General features: G+C 52.9%; 18 protein-coding genes. All 18 read left to right on the top strand.

Annotated elements, in window-relative coordinates; all coding sequences use genetic code 11:
* Positions 1-4 precede the first annotated feature (4 nt).
* Positions 5-1,444, top strand: coding sequence for a hydrogenase 4 subunit D (locus tag E308F_RS01105; RefSeq protein WP_141262845.1), 1,440 nt, complete (start codon positions 5-7; stop codon positions 1,442-1,444).
* A 24-nt stretch (positions 1,445-1,468) separates the two neighbouring features.
* Entirely contained in the window at positions 1,469-3,202 is a 1,734-nt protein-coding gene (locus tag E308F_RS01100) for an NADH-quinone oxidoreductase subunit C (protein WP_141262844.1), read from the top strand.
* Between the two features lie 39 nt (positions 3,203-3,241).
* Positions 3,242-3,793, top strand: coding sequence for a formate hydrogenlyase complex iron-sulfur subunit (locus E308F_RS01095; RefSeq protein WP_141262843.1), 552 nt, complete (start codon positions 3,242-3,244; stop codon positions 3,791-3,793).
* Between the two features lies 1 nt (position 3,794).
* Positions 3,795-4,547, top strand: a complete 753-nt coding sequence (locus E308F_RS01090) for an NADH-quinone oxidoreductase subunit B family protein (RefSeq protein WP_141262842.1) — start codon at positions 3,795-3,797, stop codon at positions 4,545-4,547.
* Positions 4,537-4,947 carry a formate hydrogenlyase maturation HycH family protein gene (locus E308F_RS01085; protein ID WP_253260373.1) on the top strand — a complete coding sequence of 137 codons (411 nt, stop codon included), beginning with the start codon at positions 4,537-4,539 and terminating at the stop codon, positions 4,945-4,947. The genes E308F_RS01090 and E308F_RS01085 overlap by 11 nt, the downstream gene beginning before the upstream one ends.
* Complete coding sequence (hycI, locus tag E308F_RS01080; RefSeq protein ID WP_141262841.1) at positions 4,944-5,396, top strand: hydrogenase maturation peptidase HycI; 453 nt, start codon at positions 4,944-4,946, stop codon at positions 5,394-5,396. Before E308F_RS01085 ends, hycI begins: the two co-directional genes overlap by 4 nt.
* Positions 5,397-5,413: 17 nt before the next feature.
* Positions 5,414-5,755 carry a hydrogenase maturation nickel metallochaperone HypA gene (hypA, locus tag E308F_RS01075; protein WP_141262840.1) on the top strand — a complete coding sequence of 114 codons (342 nt, stop codon included), beginning with the start codon at positions 5,414-5,416 and terminating at the stop codon, positions 5,753-5,755.
* Positions 5,756-5,799: 44 nt separating this feature from the next.
* Complete coding sequence (gene hypB, locus E308F_RS01070) at positions 5,800-6,465, top strand: hydrogenase nickel incorporation protein HypB (RefSeq protein WP_172613795.1); 666 nt, start codon at positions 5,800-5,802, stop codon at positions 6,463-6,465.
* Complete coding sequence (gene hypF, locus E308F_RS01065; protein WP_141262839.1) at positions 6,414-8,717, top strand: carbamoyltransferase HypF; 2,304 nt, start codon at positions 6,414-6,416, stop codon at positions 8,715-8,717. Before hypB ends, hypF begins: the two co-directional genes overlap by 52 nt.
* Entirely contained in the window at positions 8,708-8,950 is a 243-nt protein-coding gene (locus tag E308F_RS01060; protein ID WP_071549727.1) for a HypC/HybG/HupF family hydrogenase formation chaperone, read from the top strand. The genes hypF and E308F_RS01060 overlap by 10 nt, the downstream gene beginning before the upstream one ends.
* The gene (gene hypD / locus E308F_RS01055; protein WP_141262838.1) at positions 8,925-10,058 is read left to right on the top strand and encodes a hydrogenase formation protein HypD; all 1,134 of its coding nucleotides are present in this window, start codon (positions 8,925-8,927) and stop codon (positions 10,056-10,058) included. Before E308F_RS01060 ends, hypD begins: the two co-directional genes overlap by 26 nt.
* A gap of 1 nt (position 10,059) precedes the next feature.
* Entirely contained in the window at positions 10,060-11,076 is a 1,017-nt protein-coding gene (gene hypE, locus E308F_RS01050; RefSeq protein WP_141262837.1) for a hydrogenase expression/formation protein HypE, read from the top strand.
* Positions 11,077-11,355: 279 nt separating this feature from the next.
* Positions 11,356-12,498 (top strand): TIM barrel protein, encoded by a 1,143-nt coding sequence (locus tag E308F_RS01045; protein ID WP_141262836.1) that lies wholly within the window; start codon positions 11,356-11,358, stop codon positions 12,496-12,498.
* A 102-nt stretch (positions 12,499-12,600) separates the two neighbouring features.
* Positions 12,601-14,130 (top strand): xylulokinase, encoded by a 1,530-nt coding sequence (gene xylB / locus E308F_RS01040; protein ID WP_141262835.1) that lies wholly within the window; start codon positions 12,601-12,603, stop codon positions 14,128-14,130.
* A 7-nt stretch (positions 14,131-14,137) separates the two neighbouring features.
* Entirely contained in the window at positions 14,138-15,184 is a 1,047-nt protein-coding gene (locus E308F_RS01035) for a LacI family DNA-binding transcriptional regulator (RefSeq protein WP_141262834.1), read from the top strand.
* On the top strand, positions 15,181-16,470 hold the full coding sequence (locus E308F_RS01030; protein ID WP_141262833.1) for a DUF4380 domain-containing protein: 1,290 nt from the start codon (positions 15,181-15,183) through the stop codon (positions 16,468-16,470). The genes E308F_RS01035 and E308F_RS01030 overlap by 4 nt, the downstream gene beginning before the upstream one ends.
* A 119-nt stretch (positions 16,471-16,589) precedes the next feature.
* On the top strand, positions 16,590-17,630 hold the full coding sequence (gene xylF, locus E308F_RS01025) for a D-xylose ABC transporter substrate-binding protein (RefSeq protein WP_141264058.1): 1,041 nt from the start codon (positions 16,590-16,592) through the stop codon (positions 17,628-17,630).
* A gap of 94 nt (positions 17,631-17,724) precedes the next feature.
* Complete coding sequence (locus tag E308F_RS01020; RefSeq protein ID WP_141262832.1) at positions 17,725-19,248, top strand: xylose ABC transporter ATP-binding protein; 1,524 nt, start codon at positions 17,725-17,727, stop codon at positions 19,246-19,248.
* Positions 19,249-19,278 lie beyond the last annotated feature (30 nt).

The raw sequence follows: 19,278 nt of genomic DNA, 5'->3' as shown, positions 1-19,278 counted from the left end.
TTAGATGATTTGGTATGCGCTGGGAAGCATCTTGCTGCCGGTATTAGGAAGCCCCCTGGTCCTATTTTTACCAGAGCGACACGTGAAAAAGGCAAGCCAGATTTTCTCCCTCCTGGCTTTTACCAGCGGTTTGCTTTTACTGATCGCTTTTGCGTTCAACCGCGCAAGCTTCACCCGGGAACTGGTTACTTTAAACGGTATTAACTACTACGGTGTCACTATAGATACCCTCAGTGTCCTGGTCAACTTCATGGTAGTTTTTCTCGGCTGGCTGATCTGCACCTACTCGGCCGGGTACATGAGCCCTGACAACAAAGAGCATCCTATTAAAGAAGGGGTTCCCCGGTTTTATGCCCTCATGCTGCTTTTTATCGGCTCTATGGCGGGCGTGGTCTTCTCTTCCACGCTCCTCGGGCTCCTGTTCTTCTTTGAAATGACCGGTCTCTGCTCATGGGGGTTGATCGGATTTTACGGGGATCAAAAATCCCGGAATTCCGCCCTCTGGGCGATTATACTCACTCACATCGCCGCGCTGGGACTCTATGTGGCTACTGCCTATCTCTATGTAAACACCGGCAGCTACGCGGTGACCGCCCTTAATAAATTAACGGACGCCGGGAAAACCATTGCCTTTACCGGGATCCTGATCGCCTGCTGGGGTAAGTCCGCCCAGCTTCCTTTTCATCCCTGGCTCCCCCGGGCGATGGTGGCGCCGACCCCGGTGAGCGCCTATTTGCATGCCGCTTCGATGGTTAAGGTCGGCGTCTACATCTTTGCCCGGACCGTCCTGGCAACGGGGTCGGTTCCCCAGGTGATCGGCCAGGCCGGGGCCATCATGGCTGTGGTCACCATGATCTACGGTTTTATCATGTATTTCCCGCAGGATGATATGAAGCGACTCCTCGCCTACTCGACCATCACCCAGCTCTCTTATATTTTCCTGGCGTTCTCCATTTCCATCTACGGCTCCAGGATGGCCTTTAACGGAGCGGTGGCCCACATCTTCAACCACGCTTTTGCTAAGGGGCTCTTCTTCCTGGTTGCCGGTACGCTGTCCTATACAACCGGTACCCGCCTGCTTTCGCTGCTCAAGGGAATTCTAAATAAAATCCCGGTGGTGGGTTTGGGTTATATTGCGGCTGCTATGGCCATTGCTGGCGTCCCCCCTTTTAATGGTTTTTTTAGTAAATTTATGATCATAATTAGCGGTTTTGAGATTGGCAGGCACTACCCCCTGATCCTTGCCCTGATTATCATTACGGTTCTTGAATCCGTTGGCAGTTTCATCTGGTTCCTGAAGTGGATGGGAGCGAACGTCCTGGGGGCACCCTCGGAGGTAGTTGCCAGTGCGGCTGAACCGCCTCTGGCGATCAAATTTGTTCTCGCCGTGCTCATGATCATGACCGTGATTTCCCAGTACATTGTTTTTATCCTGTTAGGCTAGAGGGTAAAGGAGGCTGCCAGTAGCATGCAAAATGAAATGAAACCCGGACAGGACAGGAAAAAATCTGTGGAGGCCTTGCGGTCTAAGTTCGGGGCGGCGATTCTTGCCGAGGCCTGGCAAACACCGGACCAGGTAACCCTGACGGTCGAACTCAGCTCCCTCCCGGAAATTGTGGAAGAGGCATATTACCGGCAGGGAGGGTGGCTCTCCAGTGTTGTCGGCAATGATGAGCGCGGCTTGAACGGCCACTTTGCGGTGTACTACGTTTTATCCATCGAAAAAGAGAGGGATTCCGATAAAAACTTCTGGTTGACGGTGAAGGCCCTGATTCCTTCCCATAAACCGGAGTTTCCTTCGGTGACCCCGCGGGTGCCGGCCGCCGTATGGTACGAGCGGGAGGTGCGAGATATGTTCGGCCTGGAACCGGTGGGCCTCCCGGATGCGCGGAGACTGGTATTGCCCGATGACTGGCCGGACAACCTGTATCCCCTGCGGAAGGACGCCATGGATTACCGCTTCCGCCCCGACCCGGTGGCAGAGGAAGAAAACTACAAGTTTATCGAAGTAGAAGGGGAGGGTATTGTCGAGGTACCCCTGGGGCCGCTGCACATTACTTCCGACGAGCCCGGACACTTCCGGCTCTACGTCGACGGCGAGTATATAGTGGACGCCGACTACCGCCTTTTCTACGTGCACCGGGGGATCGAGAAACTGGCCGAGAACCGCATGGACTACGACCAGGTTACTTTCCTGGCCGAGCGGATCTGCGGCATCTGCGGTTACACCCATAGTGTGGCGTACGCATCGGCGGTGGAAACTGCCAACGGGATTGAGGTGCCGCCGCGGGCCCAGTATGTCCGCACCATCCTGCTGGAGGTGGGGAGGATGCACAGCCACCTCCTGAATCTGGGGCTGGCGGCCCACCTGGTGGGTTTCGATGCGGGTTTTATGCATTTCTTCCGGGTACGGGAGAAGGCCATGCAGATGGCCGAAATTCTTACCGGGGGCCGTAAAACCTACGGCATGAACCTTATTGGCGGCGTGCGCCGGGATATTTTAAAAGATGAAAGGGACCAGGTTTTGCGGCTAATCGCAGAGATCCGGGGCGAACTGGATGAACTCCTTGACTTGCTGCTGAATACCACCAACTTTATCTCACGAACCCAGGGGGTAGGACGCCTGGACCCCGGGGTAGCCCGGGACTTCAGCCCGGTGGGTCCTAATATGCGGGGTTCCGGGTATGCCCGGGATACGCGGGCTGACCATCCCTACGGTGCCTACGATCGGGTTCCCTGGGATGTTATTTCCAGGGATGGATGCGACGTTCTTTCCAGGGAACTGGTACGGGCGGCAGAGCTTTATGAGTCCTTAAAAATCATTGAGAGGTGCCTGACCGAAATGCCCCCCGGGCCGGTCCTCGTGGAAGGGTTTGCTTATAAACCGTACACCTTCGCGCTCGGATATACTGAAGCCCCCAGGGGAGAAAATGTCCACTGGGTAATGACAGGAAACAATCAGCAGGTGTACCGGTGGAGGGCGCGAGCTTCTACCTATAATAACTGGCCGTCCCTCAGGTATATGTTTCGGGGTAATACGGTGTCCGATGCCCCCCTCATCGTGGCCAGCATCGACCCCTGCTATTCCTGTGCTGAAAGGGTTACCGTGGTCGATGTGCGTAAAAAGAAGGCGAAGACGATCGAATACAAGGAGCTGGAACGGTACTGCCAGGAAAGAAAAAACTCGCCGCTAAAATCCTAACCCGGCTAGAAGCGAGCAAAAGGAAGGGGGATTCCCAGGATGCTAAAATTGCTAAGAAAAGCACTAAAGGTCGGGGAGGCTACTGTTGAGTATCCCTTTAAACCGGTTGAGGTGGCACCAGGGTTTCGCGGTAAACCGGTTTACGACTTTAGCCAGTGTATAGCTTGCGGCGCCTGTGCTACTGCTTGCCCGCCCAATGCCATTACCATGGACTGGGATTTAGAGCGAGGGGTTAAGTCCTGGAATATAAACTACGGCCGCTGCATTTTCTGCGGCCGTTGCGAGGAAGTTTGCCCTACAGGCGCCATCGTTCTTTCGGCAGAGTTTGAATTGGCCACCGCCAGCAAGGAGGACCTGTACTGCCGGGCTGAGCTCAAGCTTTGTAAGTGTATCTCCTGTGGCGCATACTTTGCACCCTGTCGCGAACTGGAATACGTGCTGGCCAGCCTCAAGCAGGCAGGATTGCCGGAGGGCGGCCATGAAGGCTGGAAACAGCTCCTAAAGGTATGCCCGGAGTGCCGGCGCCGGCAGACGGCGAGCGCAACCGGAGTCCTCGGGTGCCCGGGCAGGATGCCGGGAGGGAGGCAGTAAGATGGACCAGGAAGTAAAACTGGCGGAGCTAAAGGCAAGGCTAAAGAAAGTCATCAAACGATCTGTCTATATCTACCGGGTGGACTGCGGGGGGTGTAATGGATGTGAGATTGAAATTTTTGCCGCCACCTCTCCTGTTTACGACCCGGAGAGGCTGGGGATGAAGGTGGTGGCCTCTCCCCGGCATGCCGATGTTCTTCTCTACACCGGCCCCATGACCAGGGCCATGCGGCTGCCGGCCATACGGGCGTATCAGGCGGCCCCCGATCCCAAAATCGTGGTAGCCTACGGCGCGTGTGGCTGTAGCGGCGGTATCTTTCATGATTGTTACAGTGTGTGGGGAGGGGCTGACAGCATTTTCCCTGTAGATGTATATATTCCCGGCTGCCCTCCAACTCCGGCAGCGACGTTGTACGGCCTGGCTATGGCCCTGGATTTACTCCAACAAAAGATAAAAGGAGAGCAGTTTGCAGAAACGGAGGTTACCAGGGTCGTTCCGCAATATGATGGAGTTTGCCCCGAACTGGCCAAAGAGATTGAGCAGGAGGCCCGCCTTTTGAGCGGTTACCTGCATGGACGGCGCATAGCCGCCCAATATCTCCAGTTCGTCAGGGAAGGAGACCCGCTGGCGGTCGACCGGAAGATTAAAGAGCTGATCAAGCAGGAGAAAGACCCGCGACTGGCCGAAGTTTTTTTGAGCTTGCACAAAATTTATATGGAGAAGATGGAGAGGGTAGGCCATAATGCCGGGTAAGGTAAGATTCTACAAGTTATGCAAGAGGTTTGTGGACGAAAAAGACGAAAAAGACGCTCCGCCCCGGGTTAAGCAACTGGAGTATTACGCTCTGGCCATCGGTCACCATATAGGGGTGGTTGATTGTTTGTCGCCCGTCATGGTTATCGACGAGGAGGACTATTTTCAATGGATTAGCAAGCTGCCCCGGGGTAAAGCCAGAAGCAAGCTGGAGGGCCTGGCCAGGTGGGGAGAGCTGGAGATAAATAAAGAGCATGTTTCAACATTAGTAGCGGCACTGGCCGGCGCTGCTTCCAGTTTCCTCCCCGAAGAGAAGCAATGGGCCGGCTGCCTGCTCCAGCATCTCCAATCTATAGGAAAAGAACCGGCTATATATCTGGTGGTGAGGCTGACTAAGTGAAGGGGCTGGTGATTACTGTAGGCAACGAACTGATGGGCGATGATGGAGCCGGGCCGTTGCTGGCCCGTCTCCTGGAAGAAAAACGCCTCCCCGGGTGGGAGGTAATCAACGGCGGGGCGGCGCCGGAGAATTACCTGCACCAGGTGCGCGATCTCCAACCGGAAGCGGTGGTGGTAGTGGATGCCTGCGAAATGAACCTGCAGGCCGGGAGCATACGCCTCATATCGGAGAAGGATATTGCCTGGGAGTTTTTTCTGACCACCCACCGGTTACCCCTGTCATTTTTCATCTCGGCTTTGAAAGAACTGGTGCCGGAAGTCTATTTTGTCGGTATCCAGCCGGCGGTAGTCGCCTTCGGTCTGCCGATTTCGCCTGAAGTAAAACAAGCCGTTGAGACTGTGTACCAAAAGCTGCAAACGGGGGAGCTCGATTTTCCGCACCTCGATTGAGCAGGGAGAGGAATAGGATGCATGAACTGGCCCTGACGGCTGAGTTATTAAAGCTATTAGAACGCAATGCCCGGGAGAAAGGTATAAAGCGCATCCGGAAAGTTAAGCTGGTGATAGGGGCAATGACCTCGGTTTTACCGTCTGCCCTGGAGTTTTCTTTTTACGCGCTTAAAGAAGGTCCGTTGTTTGAGGGGGCCCAATTAGAAATAGAGGAAAGGCCCGGGCGGGGACACTGCCAGGATTGCCAGGCTGAAGTAGTTCTGGATAACTGGTGTATTATGTGCCCTTCCTGCGGGTCGCGGAGGGTTGCCATAGATCAAGGAAGGGAGCTTTATATTGATTTTTATGAAGGCGAATGAAAATTCCAGGAGGAACCCTTTAAAAACAGACGGAGGGAATATCAATGAAAGTAATAATGGCTCAAAAGCTTCTCCAGGCCAATCAAGATATAGCCGAGCAAAACCGCAAGCACCTATCCCAGATACTAACTGTCAACCTGATAGGTTCGCCCGGTGCGGGTAAAACCACCCTCCTGGAAAGAACCATAGCTTCGTTAAAGAAGGATCTTGCCATTGGAGTAATTGAGGGTGATATATCCACCACCCTTGATGCCGAGCGCATTGCCGGGCAAGGGGTGGATGTAGTCCAGATCAATACAGAAGGAGCTTGTCACCTAGATGCCAGTTTGATTTCTAAAGCGCTGCAGGAGCTCGACCCTTCCAGCCTGGACCTTATATTTATCGAAAACGTAGGCAACCTGGTTTGCCCGGCCGAATTCGACCTGGGAGAGGATTACAAGGTGGCCCTGCTGAGCGTTACTGAAGGCAGCGACAAGCCGGCCAAGTACCCCTTGGTGTTTCACGAAGCCAGGGCAATGGTCATTACCAAAGTGGACCTCTTATCGTATACTGACTTTGACTTGAAAGCAGTCGAAGAAGGAGTAAAGGCAGCCAATCCTGCTGCGCAGTTTTTCGTAACCTCAGCTAAAACCGGCGAGGGCCTGGAGGCCTGGTGTTTATGGCTCAAAGAAGCAATGCAGAGAAAAAGGGGATTGTCCGCTATCGGATAATCGTCAAAGGGATCGTCCAGGGCGTAGGGTTTCGCCCCTTTATTTATAACCTGGCGAGGCTCTATCGCCTGAAGGGCACTGTTGCCAATACCAGCCAGGGCGTGCTTATCGAAGCCGAAGGCCAGGAGGAGACAGTACGCGCTTTTCTGGCCAGTTTAAAGGAAAAGCATCCCCCGTTATCGCGGATAACAGCTTTAGAATGGGACGTCCTGGAACCCTGCGGCTATAGTTCCTTTGCTATTATCCCCAGTGGCGAAGGGCTCGGAAAAGAAGCCCTGATTCCCCCTGATGTAGCCCTGTGTGCTGATTGTGCCCGGGAAATAATGGACCCCCGGGACAGGCATTACGGCTACCCCTTTACCAACTGTACCAATTGTGGACCGCGATTTACCATTGTACGGGGCGTACCTTATGACCGTGCGAAAACCTCCATGGCCCGGTTTCCGATGTGTCCGGAATGCGCCCGGGAATACCACGATCCGGGCAACAGAAGATTCCACGCCCAGCCGGCCGCCTGCCCGGCCTGCGGGCCGCAGGTGGAGCTGGTGGACAGGCAGGGGCGAAAGGTGGAAGGCAACTGGTTGGAGCTGAGCTGGAGATTCTTGCAAGACGGCAAGATATTAGCCGTAAAAGGGCTGGGAGGCTTTCACCTGGTATGCGATGCCAAGAATAGGGAAGCATTGAAAACCCTCCGCCGGCGCAAGGGCCGTGAAGCCAAACCCCTGGCGGTAATGTGCCGCCTGGAGACGGCCAGGAAGTACTGTTACGTTGGTCCGGAGGAGGAAAAACTCCTGTCTTCTCCTCAAGCACCTATTGTTATCCTTACCAAACGGGCCGACTGTAATTTGCCGGATGAGCTGGCCCCGGGGATGAAGACCCTGGGTATAATGTTACCTTATACACCGCTGCACTTGATGCTTTTAAACGGTCCCCTGGAAATTTTAGTCATGACCAGCGGTAATCGCAACGGTTTGCCCCTGGCAAAAGACAACGGGAGAGCCCTGGAGGAACTGGGCGGTATAGCCGACTATTTTCTCTGGCACAATCGCGAGATTGTCAACCGCTGCGACGATTCCGTCGTAGCGGTGATAGGTGATACGGCTCAGATTTTGCGCCGCTCGCGGGGATATGTCCCCTCGCCCGTTAATGTTGCGGTTAAATCCAGTTCCCCTGTGCTGGGCGCCGGCGGGGACATGAAAAACACCTTTTGCCTTTTAAAAGGCAATCAAGCCTTTGTCAGCCAGCACATCGGCGACCTGGGCAGCAGGGAAGGTGAAGCACACTTTTTCGCCAGCCTGGAGAATTTAAAAAACCTCATCGGCTGCGAACCTGAAGTGGTCGGTTATGACCTGCATCCCGGCTATCGTTCCTCCCGCCTGGCGGCAGGAATTCCGGCCAAGGCGCACTTTGCCGTTCAACACCATCACGCCCATATGGTTTCTTGCCTGGCCGACAATGGCGTGGATGAGGAAGCAATCGGGGTAATCCTTGATGGAACCGGATACGGAACCGACGGGCGTCTCTGGGGTTTTGAGATCCTTACCGGGGATTGTGCCGATTTTACCAGGGAGTATCACCTGGCCTATGTACCGTTGCCCGGTGGCGAGCAGGCAGTACGTTACCCATGGCGGACAGCAGTAGCCTATTTAATGAAATACCTTTCGGCGCAAGGCGAGTCGCTTGCCGACCGCCTTTTTCAAAGCAGGGGGCAGGAGCTTGAGGTTATCAAACGCCTCGTCGCCACAGGCTTTAATTCACCGCTAAGCTCGAGCTGCGGTCGTCTTTTTGACGCCGTTTCGGCCCTCCTCGGCCTCTGCTACCATAATAGTTACGAAGGACAGGCGGCAATCGAGCTGGAAGAAATGGTCCTGGACCCGGCAGAGGGCAAAAAATTAATACCCTATCCATTTTTTATCGAGGGAAAGGTTATCCATCCGGGCGGGGTCATAGCCGGCGTGGCGGCCGACCTGGAACGGGGAGTTGCCAGGGAGATTATTGCCACCCGTTTCCACAATACGGTCCTGGCGATGGTACGCGAGGCGGTACGCCGGGTTGCTGAAAGAACACATATAAAGACTGTAGCCCTTAGCGGTGGTGCCTGGCAAAACCGCTATCTTTTCAGCCTTGCTAAAGAAATCCTGCCTGGTGACGGTTATCGCCTGCTGGTCCACCGGCAGGTACCGGCCAATGATGGGGGGCTTTCCCTGGGCCAGGCAGTAATCGCTTGCCGGAGGTGGCAACAATGTGTTTAGGTATTGTGGGTAAAGTAATTAAGGTAACTGCGGCTGATGAAACCGCGATAATTGATGTTCACGGCGCCCGCAGGGAGATATCCATAGCTTTACTGGGGCAGGTAAAGGTTGGCGATTATGTGCTGGTTCATGCCGGATTTGCCATAGAAAAGATTGATTTAAAAGAAGCAGAACAGATGGTAAAAATGTGGGAGGAACAATTAAACGATGTCACCCCTGGACAGGTTTTGTGATACGGAACTAAGCAGGAAACTCATGGGCCGGGTTGCCGCCCTGGCAGATGAGGTTGCGGAACGCCTAGGGCGGCCGGCAGTTTTTATAGAAGTATGCGGTACACACACAGTGGCTATTTCCCGGCTGGGATTGCGGAGCTTGCTGGCAGGTCGCGTAGAATTGCGAAGCGGCCCCGGGTGTCCTGTTTGTGTAACCGATCACCAGGAAATCGATATGATGGTCAATCTGGCCCGCTTGGCCGGGGTTACGCTGGGAACCTTCGGGGATATGTTACGCGTTCCCGGCAGCCGTTCTTCCCTGGAGAGGGAACGCGCTGGCGGTGCCGACGTGCGCATTTTTTACTCGCCCCTGGACGCAGTGGCCTTTGCTGAAGCCAACCCGGAAAGAGAGGTCGTGTTTTTAGGGATTGGTTTTGAAACGACTGCCCCTGTGGTTGCTTCGACCCTTACGAGGGCCCGGGCTAAAGGGGTGAAAAACTTTAGTATTTTTTCGGCCCATAAACTCATCCCCCCGGCCATCCGCGCCGTTCTCAGTGACCCAGTATTAAAACTGGACGGGCTTATCTTGCCGGGGCATGTTAGCGCTATTACTGGCAGGCGGGCGTTTGACTTTATCGTTAAAGAGTATGGCCTGCCATCAGTAATCAGCGGCTTTGAACCCATGGATATTCTGATTGCCCTTCATGAGCTTTTGCTTCAATTGCTCCGGGGCGAGGCCCGGGTTGTGAACAAGTACACGCGGGTAGTACGGGAAGAAGGCAACCTGGATGCCCGCAAGCGCATTGCGGAGTGTTTTGAGGAGGTCGATGTCCCCTGGCGCGGCCTTGGAGTTATTCCTGAAAGCGGACTTTCACTACGGGAAACTTTTCGGGATTTCGATGCCCGATTTAAACTAAATATAGAACCGGCCCCGCCAACATCTCATTACCCGCCAGGTTGTGCCTGTAAAGAAATTTTACGGGGAAAACTTTTACCCCCGGAATGCCGGCTATTTAGTAATGTATGTACACCTGTCCATCCTGTAGGCCCCTGTATGGTTTCCAGTGAAGGGGCCTGCGCGGCTTACTATCGATTTGAACGTTTTTCTCCAGTTGGAGGTGGCATTTAGGATGAAAGAGAATGGCAGGGATATTGTTTTGCTGGCTCACGGTGACGGGGGTGCCCTTACCCATGAACTCATTAATAACCTTTTTCTTTGTCACTTTGAAAGCAATATCCTGAAAACGCTCACCGATGCGGCGGTTTTTTCCATAAATGAAGGGAGAATGGCCATCACTACGGATTCCTTTGTTGTCGATCCGCCTTTCTTTCCCGGGGGAGATGTGGGAAAACTGGCGGTTTGCGGCACGGTAAATGATCTGGCGGTCAGCGGCGCCCGGCCCGTCTATCTCACGGCTTCTTTTATTTTAGAAGAAGGACTACCCCTTGCCGATCTTGAAAGCATTGTCCAATCTATGGCCGGGGCCTGCGGGGTCGCGGGCGTAGAAATTGTCACCGGTGATACCAAGGTGGTTGAAAAAGGTCATTTAGATAAAATTTTTATTAACACCACCGGTGTCGGTTATATTTTTCCAGGAGTAGATTTGGGTTACCACCGGATTAAACCTGGTGATAAAGTTTTAGTCAACGGCAGCCTCGGGCAACACGGTATCGCGGTACTTTGTAAACGGTATGGCTTTGATTTTGCAGGACAGGTCATGAGCGATTGTGCCCCGCTGAACGGTATAATTAGCCTGCTTTTAAAGGAAATTCGGGGGATCAAGATAATGCGGGATCTTACCCGGGGTGGCCTGGCAACAACCGCCAAAGAAATTGCGTCAGCCTGCGGTTTAGATATCTGGCTGGACGAAAATTGTATTCCTGTCGATGCCGGGGTAAAGGGTGCCGCCGAGATGCTGGGACTGGATCCCCTCTACCTTGCCAACGAGGGGAAGTTTATGGTTATTGTCACCCCGGAAGAAGCAGAAAAAGCTGTAGCGGTAATGCAAGGGCATGAATTGGGAAGGGATGCCAGGATTATAGGCGAAGTCAAACCTGGCAAGGGGAACGTTTATCTCTCCACATCCCTTGGAGGTACTAAACTCTTAGATCTTATGGCTGGAAGTCCTCTACCACGGATCTGTTGATTACTGTACCTTCTGAAATGTGATCGGCAAAGTTTTGATGATCGGAAAATCCGACATGCGTCCGGAGGATGATGGAACGCTATCTCCCGAAAAATTTTTTAAAAAAGTGTTAAGGAATAGCAGGAATCTAAATTTTAATGGCGAAATATATCAACGAACCGGAACCGATCTCGGAAAATGTACCACCTGGCGCTAAACATAACTTTATGTATCAAAGCAATTAAGCCCGGAAACCGTTTTCGGCAAACTAAATCGAACCGGGCAGAAAAGAGGGAGAAAATGCAGGATTTGCGTTATCAAACCACCCGCCGTTCACCGGCAGAGTTAATCCGGCACTTGCAAAATTTTGAGCTAAAACTGCGCTTTTCAGCCGGCATATGGTTCTTTTCCGGCAGCAACAGCCGCTTTCATACCCGCTATGGCAGGGAACTGACCATTGAGGAACGCCTGGAGAAATACGCGGCTCTGAAACAATATGGCCTGGAAGGTATTGAGGCCCATTATCCCAACGAGATCAATGAACATAACCTGACCCTTTACCGGGATTTTTGCCGGGATACCGGGATGCGGGTAGTAACGGTAGTGCCCAATCTTTTCTATGAAGAACAGTTCCGCCACGGCTCTTTATCTTCACCCCTGCCGGCGGCCCGGCAGGCAGCCATCCAGCGCGTTAAAGAAACACTGGAAATAAATAAAGAGCTGGGCACAGAGTTCATGGTTGTCTGGCCTGGAATAGATGGCTATGAAAACCCCTTCGGTATCGATTTCATAGAAATGCGCCATCGTTTCGCTACCGGACTGGCAGAAGCCATGGATGCTGTGCCCGGGGTACGGGTAGCCATTGAGCCGAAACCGTATGAGCCCCGGGGGAGAATAATCTACGGCACCACCGCGGAGGGGATTTTGCTGGCCGAGAAGGTGGAGGGGCTGCTGCAAAACCAGGAAAATAAACAACTCCTGGAGCAGGGCTATACCCTGGTCGGGCTCAACCCCGAGATCGGTCATGTCCTCATGGGTTATGAAGATTTGCCTTATGCGTTGAGCCTGCCCCTGGAGTACGGCCGGCTGGTGCATACCCACTGGAACAGCCAGCCCCTGGGTAACTACGACCAGGATTTGAATGTCGGCGTCGTAGCACCGGAACAGGCCGAGGCCGCCCTCTACGTCCTCAAGATGCACGGCTACCAGGGGTGGTTTGGCCTGGATATTAACCCGGAGCGGATGCCGGTAGAAAGGGCGCTGCTGAACTGCATAGATGCCTTACGGGCCATGAATGACCGCATAAACAGCCTGGATCATGAACGGGTAGTTACCTGCCTGCAGGATCCGGAACGCTATGCCGGCTACCTGGAGGCTATCCTCATCCGGGCCCGGGCCAGGAAGGCAGATATTTTGAGCCCTTTATCCTTCACGACATCATAATTCCATCTCCTGGAGCCCTGAACGGTTGCCAAAGTCCTTCAAGCCCCGGATAAGGTTCGTTGAGATGGGTTGTAACAAGTCCTGGCAGGAAGGGAAAAGATTATGCCGTATTTACTCGGGATCGATATCGGTACGTCAGGTACCAAAGCCGTACTGGTGGAGGAAGGCGGCAGGGTAGCGGCTTCCTCCTATGTAGAGTATCCTTTGAGCCAGCCCCGGCCGGGCTGGGCCGAGCAGAACCCGGAACAGTGGTGGCAGGCCGTGGTGGCGGCGGTGCAGGAAATCTGGGTTAAAACCGGCCTTGACGGCCGGGAGGTTGCCGGCGTTGGCCTTTCGGGCCAGATGCACGGGGCCGTAGTTTTAGGCGCCAACTACCAGGTTTTACGGCCGGCCATCCTCTGGTGCGACCAGCGCACCGGAGCGGAATGCACCTGGATGTACGAGGAAATAGGGGAAGAAAAGCTCTACCGGTGGACGGGGAACCCCGCCCTGCCAGGCTTTACGGCACCAAAGCTGGTCTGGCTGAAGAAGCACGAACCGGAAATTTATAATCAAATCCGCCATGTGTTACTTCCTAAAGACTACATCCGTTTCCGGCTCACGGGAGAACTGGCCACCGAAGTATCCGACGCTTCCGGAACGTTGCTCCTGGATGTGGCCCATCGCCGCTGGTCGGAGGATATGCTGGAAGCTCTGGATATCCCCCGGGAATGGCTGCCCCGGGTATACGAGTCGCCGGAAGTGACCGGCCAGATCACCCCGGAAGCCGCGGCCGCCACCGGCCTCCCGGCCGGAACGCCGGTGGTGGGTGGCGGCGGTGATCAGGCCGCCGGGGCTGTAGGTACAGGCATTGTGGCAGAAGGGCTTCTATCGGCGGCCCTGGGAACCTCCGGCGTGGTATTCGCCATGACCGCTAAGCCGAGTATCCAACCGGGCAGTACCCTGCACTCCTTTTGCCATGCCGTTCCCGGCAAGTGGCACCTTATGGGCGTGATGCTGGCTGCCGGGGCTTCATTACAGTGGTTCCGCAACCAGCTGGGCGGCGAAGAGGTCAGGGAAGCTGCGGCAACGGGCACGGATCCCTATGAGTTGTTGACGGCCCTGGCGGTTGACGCGGGTCCGGGTGCCGAAGGGTTGCTGTTCTTGCCCTACCTGCTGGGAGAAAGGACGCCTCATCCCGACCCGGCAGCCCGGGGCGGATTTATCGGCCTCACCATGCGTCACAGGAAGGGGCACCTGGTGCGGGCCGTCCTGGAAGGCGTGGCCTTCGGCCTGCGCGATTCCCTGGAACTTTTACAGCAGGCCGGGGTGAAGGTGGAAGAAATCCGCGTTTCCGGCGGCGGCGCCCGCAGTCCTTTATGGCGGCAGATTCTCGCCAGCGTCTTTAAGCACCCGGTGACCACGGTGAACAGTACCGATGGGCCGGCCTTTGGCGCCGCCTTGCTGGCCGGGGTGGGGGCGGGTATTTACCCTTCCGTGGAAGCTGCCTGTAGCTCTACCATCAAGGTGACCAGCCGGGCCGAACCGGTACCGTCAGAAGCTAGCACCTACGACCGCCTTTATACCCTGTATACGTCCTTGTATCCCCTCCTGCGGGGCACCATGCACGATTTGACCAAGATGACGGAGTGAAAAAGAGTTGGCAAATATCTCTGATGTTGCTAAAAGAGCCGGAGTATCGCGAACTACAGTATCCAGGGTTCTCAACGGCAAAGACGACGTCAACGAAGAGACCCGGCGCCGGGTGCTGGAGGCCATCCGGGAGCTTAACTACCGTCCCAGCGCCCTGGCCCGCAGCCTGGTGAAGCAAAAAACCGACACCATCGGCGTTATCCTGTCGGACATCACCGATCCCTTTTTCTCCCGCATCATCCAGGGAGTGGAGGATGTAGCCCATAAGTTTGGCTACGGCATCGTGTATGCCAGCATGCGCTGGGACCCGCAAATCAAGCACAACTATGTTAATTTCTTACGCAGCGGCCGGGTAGACGGCCTGCTCATGATGGGTCACACCGTAGGGAATGAAGACTATGTGCGCGAGATGGTGGAAGAAAGATTTCCAATAGTTCTGGTAGAGTACTGGATCGATAATCTGAAGGCGAACTTCATTGCCATCGACAACCGGGGTGGAGGCTACCTGGCCACCAGGCACCTGCTGGGCCTGGGGCACCGCCGTATTGCCCATGTAGCGGGGCATAAGAATGCCCGGGTGTCGCAAGAACGCCTGGCCGGCTACCGCCAGGCCCTGGCCGAAGCTGGTGTGCCCTACGACGAAAGCCTGGTAGTTTACAGCGATTTTACCACCGAAGGGGCCATACCGGTGGCGAAAAAACTATTATCCCTGCCTGAGCGGCCGACTGCTGTCTTTGCTGCCAACGACCTGATGGCCTATGGTGTCATCCATGCGGCGCGCGAACTGGGCTTAAAGGTACCCCAGGACCTGGCTGTGGTGGGTTATGACGATATTGAGCTGGCGTCCCTGGTAACGCCGCCCCTGACCACCATCCACCAGCCGCGGTACGAGATCGGCTCCATGGCCGCCTGGTCCCTGATCCAGCAGATCGAGAATAAAGAGATGCAGCCCACAGTAACCGAGTTTAAGACGAGCCTGGTTATCAGGGAATCTTGCGGTGCTGTTTTCCGGCGCGGCAGCCAGGGGTATCTAGAAGGAGGTAAACCGGCATGAGCCCCTGCTGGTGGCGGGAAATAAACTTCCGCGGCTGGGATGGCGCTGTCGAGTTCGGCAATGACCTCATCCGGGTGGTGATGGTCCCGGCCCTGGGCGGAAGAATTATGGCCTATGATCTTGGTGATTATTCCTTCCTTTACGTTAATAAAGAGTTAGAGGGCAAACTTTTCACGCCCGAAGAAAATTATGGCGATGGTTCCATTGCCGCCTGGAAGAATTACGGCGGCGATAAAACCTGGCCGGCACCCCAGGGGTGGGATACCGGGGAAGAATGGCACGGCCCGCCGGACCCGGTGCTTGATACCGGGGTATATACGGGGCGATGGCTGGAATGCAGTCCGGAAAAAGTAAGCTATGAAGTGGAAAGCCCGCCGGATCCCCGGACGGGGATTAAGATTTTTCGCAAGGTTACTATTCGGCAGGACAGCAGCAAGCTGTGGCTGGAGTTAAGGATGAAGAATGTCAGCTCCCGGCCGGTCGCCTGGAGTATCTGGAATGTGACCCAGTTAGATACACGATTGAGAAGTGACAATGGCTATGACACTAATTGCCGCCTTTATATACCTTTAAACCCTGAGAGCAGGTTCGCCAAAGGATATCGCGTGATCTTTGGCGAAGAAGATAACCCGCAATGGGGCCGAGGAGAAGACGACCTCTTAGTAGTACCTTATCTGTTCTATGTTGGTAAAATCGGCGTCGATTCACCGGCTGGTTGGATGGCCTTTGTCAATGGTACCGAAGGCTATACCTGGTGCCTGCGTTACCCCTACTATCCGGGAGAGAAAGATGCCTATCCCGACGGGGGTTGCACGGTGGAATGCTGGACGGTGGGACGCGGTGTAGTGACAGGCAAGGATTATTCGCAAGAAACCGGTTATCACCTGGAAGCGGAAGTATTGGGGCCCATCCGCAAGCTGAAGCCGGAGGAAATACAGATTCTTCCTTTGGAAATGGGAGTTGCTAAAGGGGGTGGGGGATTTGCGAGTGTAACAGCAGCGGGTTATATAGCCAGAGGGGGTGACGTCAGGTTACAACAAGGGAAATTAATAATAAATCTTTCTGGCGGTGTTTTTTATAAAGGAAGGTTGTGGGTAGTTGTAACTGATGCCAGGCATACCGTTATTTGGCAACAAGATTTAGGAGACGTATCTCCTCAAGAAGAGGTAAAAATTAACCGGAAAATAGACCTGCCCTTTTCCAACAAAAATTTGCTAACTCTGCAAGCTCATTTAGTCATTGACCATCCCGGAGGTATGGATGAATACTACCAAACGTACCTCTAATTCTAAGAAAAGGATAAATTTGACTTTAATTCTTAGTGTGAAAAGGAGGAGCTTTAAGAGTGCTAAAAAGGAGGACCTCCAGGATAATTGCCCTGGCTGCAGTTTTAATCCTGCTGGCTATGACCATTCTTATAGGTTGCGGTCAAGGTGGAAATTCGAACAAAAATGGAGGTAATCAGGGCGCTTCGGCCAAAAGTGGCGATAAGATAAAAATAGGTCTCTCAATGGATGATTTACGCCTGGAACGCTGGCAGCATGATAGAGACTTGTTTGTGGCTAAGGCCAAGGAACTCGGAGCTGAAGTACTGGTACAATCGGCAAACGGTGACGATGCTACCCAGCTTTCCCAGGCTGAGAACCTCATTTCCCAGGGTATTGATGTCTTAGTTGTAATACCCCATAATGGCGATGCTATGGCTCCTATTGTCGAAGCGGCGCATAAAGCTGGTGTGAAAGTCCTGGCTTATGATCGTTTAATAAGAAATGCAGATGTAGATCTCTATATTTCCTTTGATAATGTCCGCGTCGGTGAATTACAGGCCGAGTACCTGACCAAGAAGGTTCCTCAAGGTAAATATTTCCTTATGGGTGGATCGCCTACAGACAACAATGCTAAATTATTTAGACAAGGGCAGATGAATGTTCTTAAACCGCTTATTGATAAGGGAGACATTAAAGTTGTTGGCGATCAGTGGGTTAAAGATTGGCTGCCGGAAGAGGCCATGAAGATTATGGAAAATGCCCTGACCAGCAATAATAACCAGATTGATGCTGTGGTCGCATCTAACGACAGTACTGCGGGCGGAGCTATTCAAGCTTTGGCTGCTCAGAACTTAGCTGGTAAAGTGGCTATTTCTGGCCAGGATGCGGACCTTGCTGCCTGCCAGCGTATTGTTGAAGGAACACAATCTATGACTGTTTATAAACCTATTACGGCTCTGGCCACCCGGGCCGCGGAGGTTGCGGTAGCTCTGGCCAAGGGTGAGGATGTTAAACCTAATAGTAAAGTAAACAATGGGAAGATAGATGTGCCGTCCATTTTGCTGACACCCATTATGGTAGACAAAGATAATATGGTCCAGACCGTAATTAAAGATGGTTTCCACAAACTTGAGGATGTTTACAAAAACATCCCCAAAGAAAAGTGGCCGAAGCAATAGACAATCAAGAATACAGATGGGCAAGAGGCCACTATGGCCTCTTGCCTGTTAAATTTAAAGTCGGCTGATTCTATTGGGAAAGAAGGGGTCTATTATGGACCACTATATCCTGGAGATGCGGGAAATTACAAAGCAATTTCCCGGCGTCAGGGCACTAGACAAAGTTGATTTTAAGGCCAGGAAAGGTGAAATACATGCTTTATGTGGCGAAAACGGGGCTGGTAAATCTACCTTAATGAAAGTCTTAAGCGGTGTATATCCTTATGGCACCTACCAGGGAGAAATTTTGCTTAACGGTCAACCCCAAAAGTTCTATACCATTAAGGATTCAGAAAGAGCCGGAATAGCTATTATTTACCAGGAACTGGCTTTAGTTAGCGAATTATCTGTAGCGGAGAACATTTTTCTGGGCAATGAGCCTGTGCATCATTACTTGATTGATTGGGACAAAATGTATATGGAGGCGGCGAAATGGCTCAAAGAGGTGGGCCTGGAGGTAAGCCCGGGAACTAAGATTAAAAACCTGGGGGTAGGGCAACAGCAGCTGGTCGAGATAGCCAAAGCTTTAGTGAAGAACGCCAGTATTCTTGTTCTAGATGAACCTACCGCCGCTTTGACGGATAGTGAAGTAGAAATTCTGATGGGTATTTTACGCCAGCTAAAAAGTAAAGGAGTCACTTGTATTTATATTTCCCACAAGCTAAATGAAGTCTTTGCAATTGCCGATAATATTACCGTCCTTCGTGATGGGAGAACCATTGGTACCGTGAAAAAAGACGAAACGAACCAGGATAAGATCATATCAATGATGGTTGGCCGGGAACTGAACAGCCTTTTCCCCTCTACAAAGCATAGTCCTGGAGCAATTACTTTGGAGGTTCGTAATTTTAGCGTCTACAGTCCAGATAACCCCCGCAAAAAAATAGTAAAAGATGTCAGCTTTTATGTCCGCCGGGGAGAAATCTTAGGTATTGCCGGACTTATTGGCTCGGGCCGCACGGAATTAGTTACCAGCATTTATGGCGGTTATCCAGGTAAAAATGAAGGAGAAATATGGCTGGATGGGAAAAAGGTAAAAATAAAGAATTGTGAAGACGCCCTTTCGAATAGGATAGCTCTCGTGCCTGAAGATCGCCGGCGTCAAGGGCTGGTACTGGATATGGATATCCGCAGAAATATAACCCTTGCCAGCTTAAAAAGATCATATAATATTATGCTTAATGAAAGCGCGGAAATCAGAGATGCGGAATTCTATGTTGATAAATTGAAAATAAAGACCCCCTCCGTAGAAGCTTGTGTAGGAAACTTGAGTGGTGGCAATCAACAAAAAGTAGTCCTGGCTAAAGCCATGATGACTAAACCCAGGGTCCTAATTCTTGATGAGCCAACCCGGGGTATTGATGTGGGGGCTAAATATGAAATATATAATCTCATTAATAGTTTAGTTAGTCAGGGTGTAGCCATTGTTATGGTGTCATCCGAGTTACCTGAGATATTGGGTATGAGCGATCGTATCCTGGTGTTATGTGAAGGAAGAATAACAGGCGAGTTTTCCCGTGAAGAAGCCACAGAAGAAAAAATAATGGCCTGTGCAACTGGAGGTAAGGCAAGTGCTTAAAGTACAATCTAACCCTAAAGCAGGCGGGTT

Source organism: Moorella sp. E308F (assembly GCF_006538365.1).
Classification (GTDB): Bacteria; Bacillota; DSM-521; order Neomoorellales; family Neomoorellaceae; genus Neomoorella.
Note: the sequence above shows the minus strand (reverse complement) of the source record. Positions and strands in the feature narration are given on the sequence as shown.

What these genes read in the sequence shown, in the direction of transcription:
- E308F_RS01105 (WP_141262845.1), top strand. Translation starts at nt 5, where the DNA reads ATGATTTGGTATGCGCTGGGAAGCATCTTGCTGCCGGTATTAGGAAGC.
- E308F_RS01100 (WP_141262844.1), top strand. Translation starts at nt 1,469, where the DNA reads ATGCAAAATGAAATGAAACCCGGACAGGACAGGAAAAAATCTGTGGAG.
- E308F_RS01095 (WP_141262843.1), top strand. Translation starts at nt 3,242, where the DNA reads ATGCTAAAATTGCTAAGAAAAGCACTAAAGGTCGGGGAGGCTACTGTT.
- E308F_RS01090 (WP_141262842.1), top strand. Translation starts at nt 3,795, where the DNA reads ATGGACCAGGAAGTAAAACTGGCGGAGCTAAAGGCAAGGCTAAAGAAA.
- E308F_RS01085 (WP_253260373.1), top strand. Translation starts at nt 4,537, where the DNA reads ATGCCGGGTAAGGTAAGATTCTACAAGTTATGCAAGAGGTTTGTGGAC.
- hypA (WP_141262840.1), top strand. Translation starts at nt 5,414, where the DNA reads ATGCATGAACTGGCCCTGACGGCTGAGTTATTAAAGCTATTAGAACGC.
- hypB (WP_172613795.1), top strand. Translation starts at nt 5,800, where the DNA reads ATGAAAGTAATAATGGCTCAAAAGCTTCTCCAGGCCAATCAAGATATA.
- hypF (WP_141262839.1), top strand. Translation starts at nt 6,414, where the DNA reads ATGGCTCAAAGAAGCAATGCAGAGAAAAAGGGGATTGTCCGCTATCGG.
- E308F_RS01060 (WP_071549727.1), top strand. Translation starts at nt 8,708, where the DNA reads ATGTGTTTAGGTATTGTGGGTAAAGTAATTAAGGTAACTGCGGCTGAT.
- hypD (WP_141262838.1), top strand. Translation starts at nt 8,925, where the DNA reads ATGTCACCCCTGGACAGGTTTTGTGATACGGAACTAAGCAGGAAACTC.
- hypE (WP_141262837.1), top strand. Translation starts at nt 10,060, where the DNA reads ATGAAAGAGAATGGCAGGGATATTGTTTTGCTGGCTCACGGTGACGGG.
- E308F_RS01045 (WP_141262836.1), top strand. Translation starts at nt 11,356, where the DNA reads ATGCAGGATTTGCGTTATCAAACCACCCGCCGTTCACCGGCAGAGTTA.
- xylB (WP_141262835.1), top strand. Translation starts at nt 12,601, where the DNA reads ATGCCGTATTTACTCGGGATCGATATCGGTACGTCAGGTACCAAAGCC.
- E308F_RS01030 (WP_141262833.1), top strand. Translation starts at nt 15,181, where the DNA reads ATGAGCCCCTGCTGGTGGCGGGAAATAAACTTCCGCGGCTGGGATGGC.
- xylF (WP_141264058.1), top strand. Translation starts at nt 16,590, where the DNA reads ATGACCATTCTTATAGGTTGCGGTCAAGGTGGAAATTCGAACAAAAAT.
- E308F_RS01020 (WP_141262832.1), top strand. Translation starts at nt 17,725, where the DNA reads ATGGACCACTATATCCTGGAGATGCGGGAAATTACAAAGCAATTTCCC.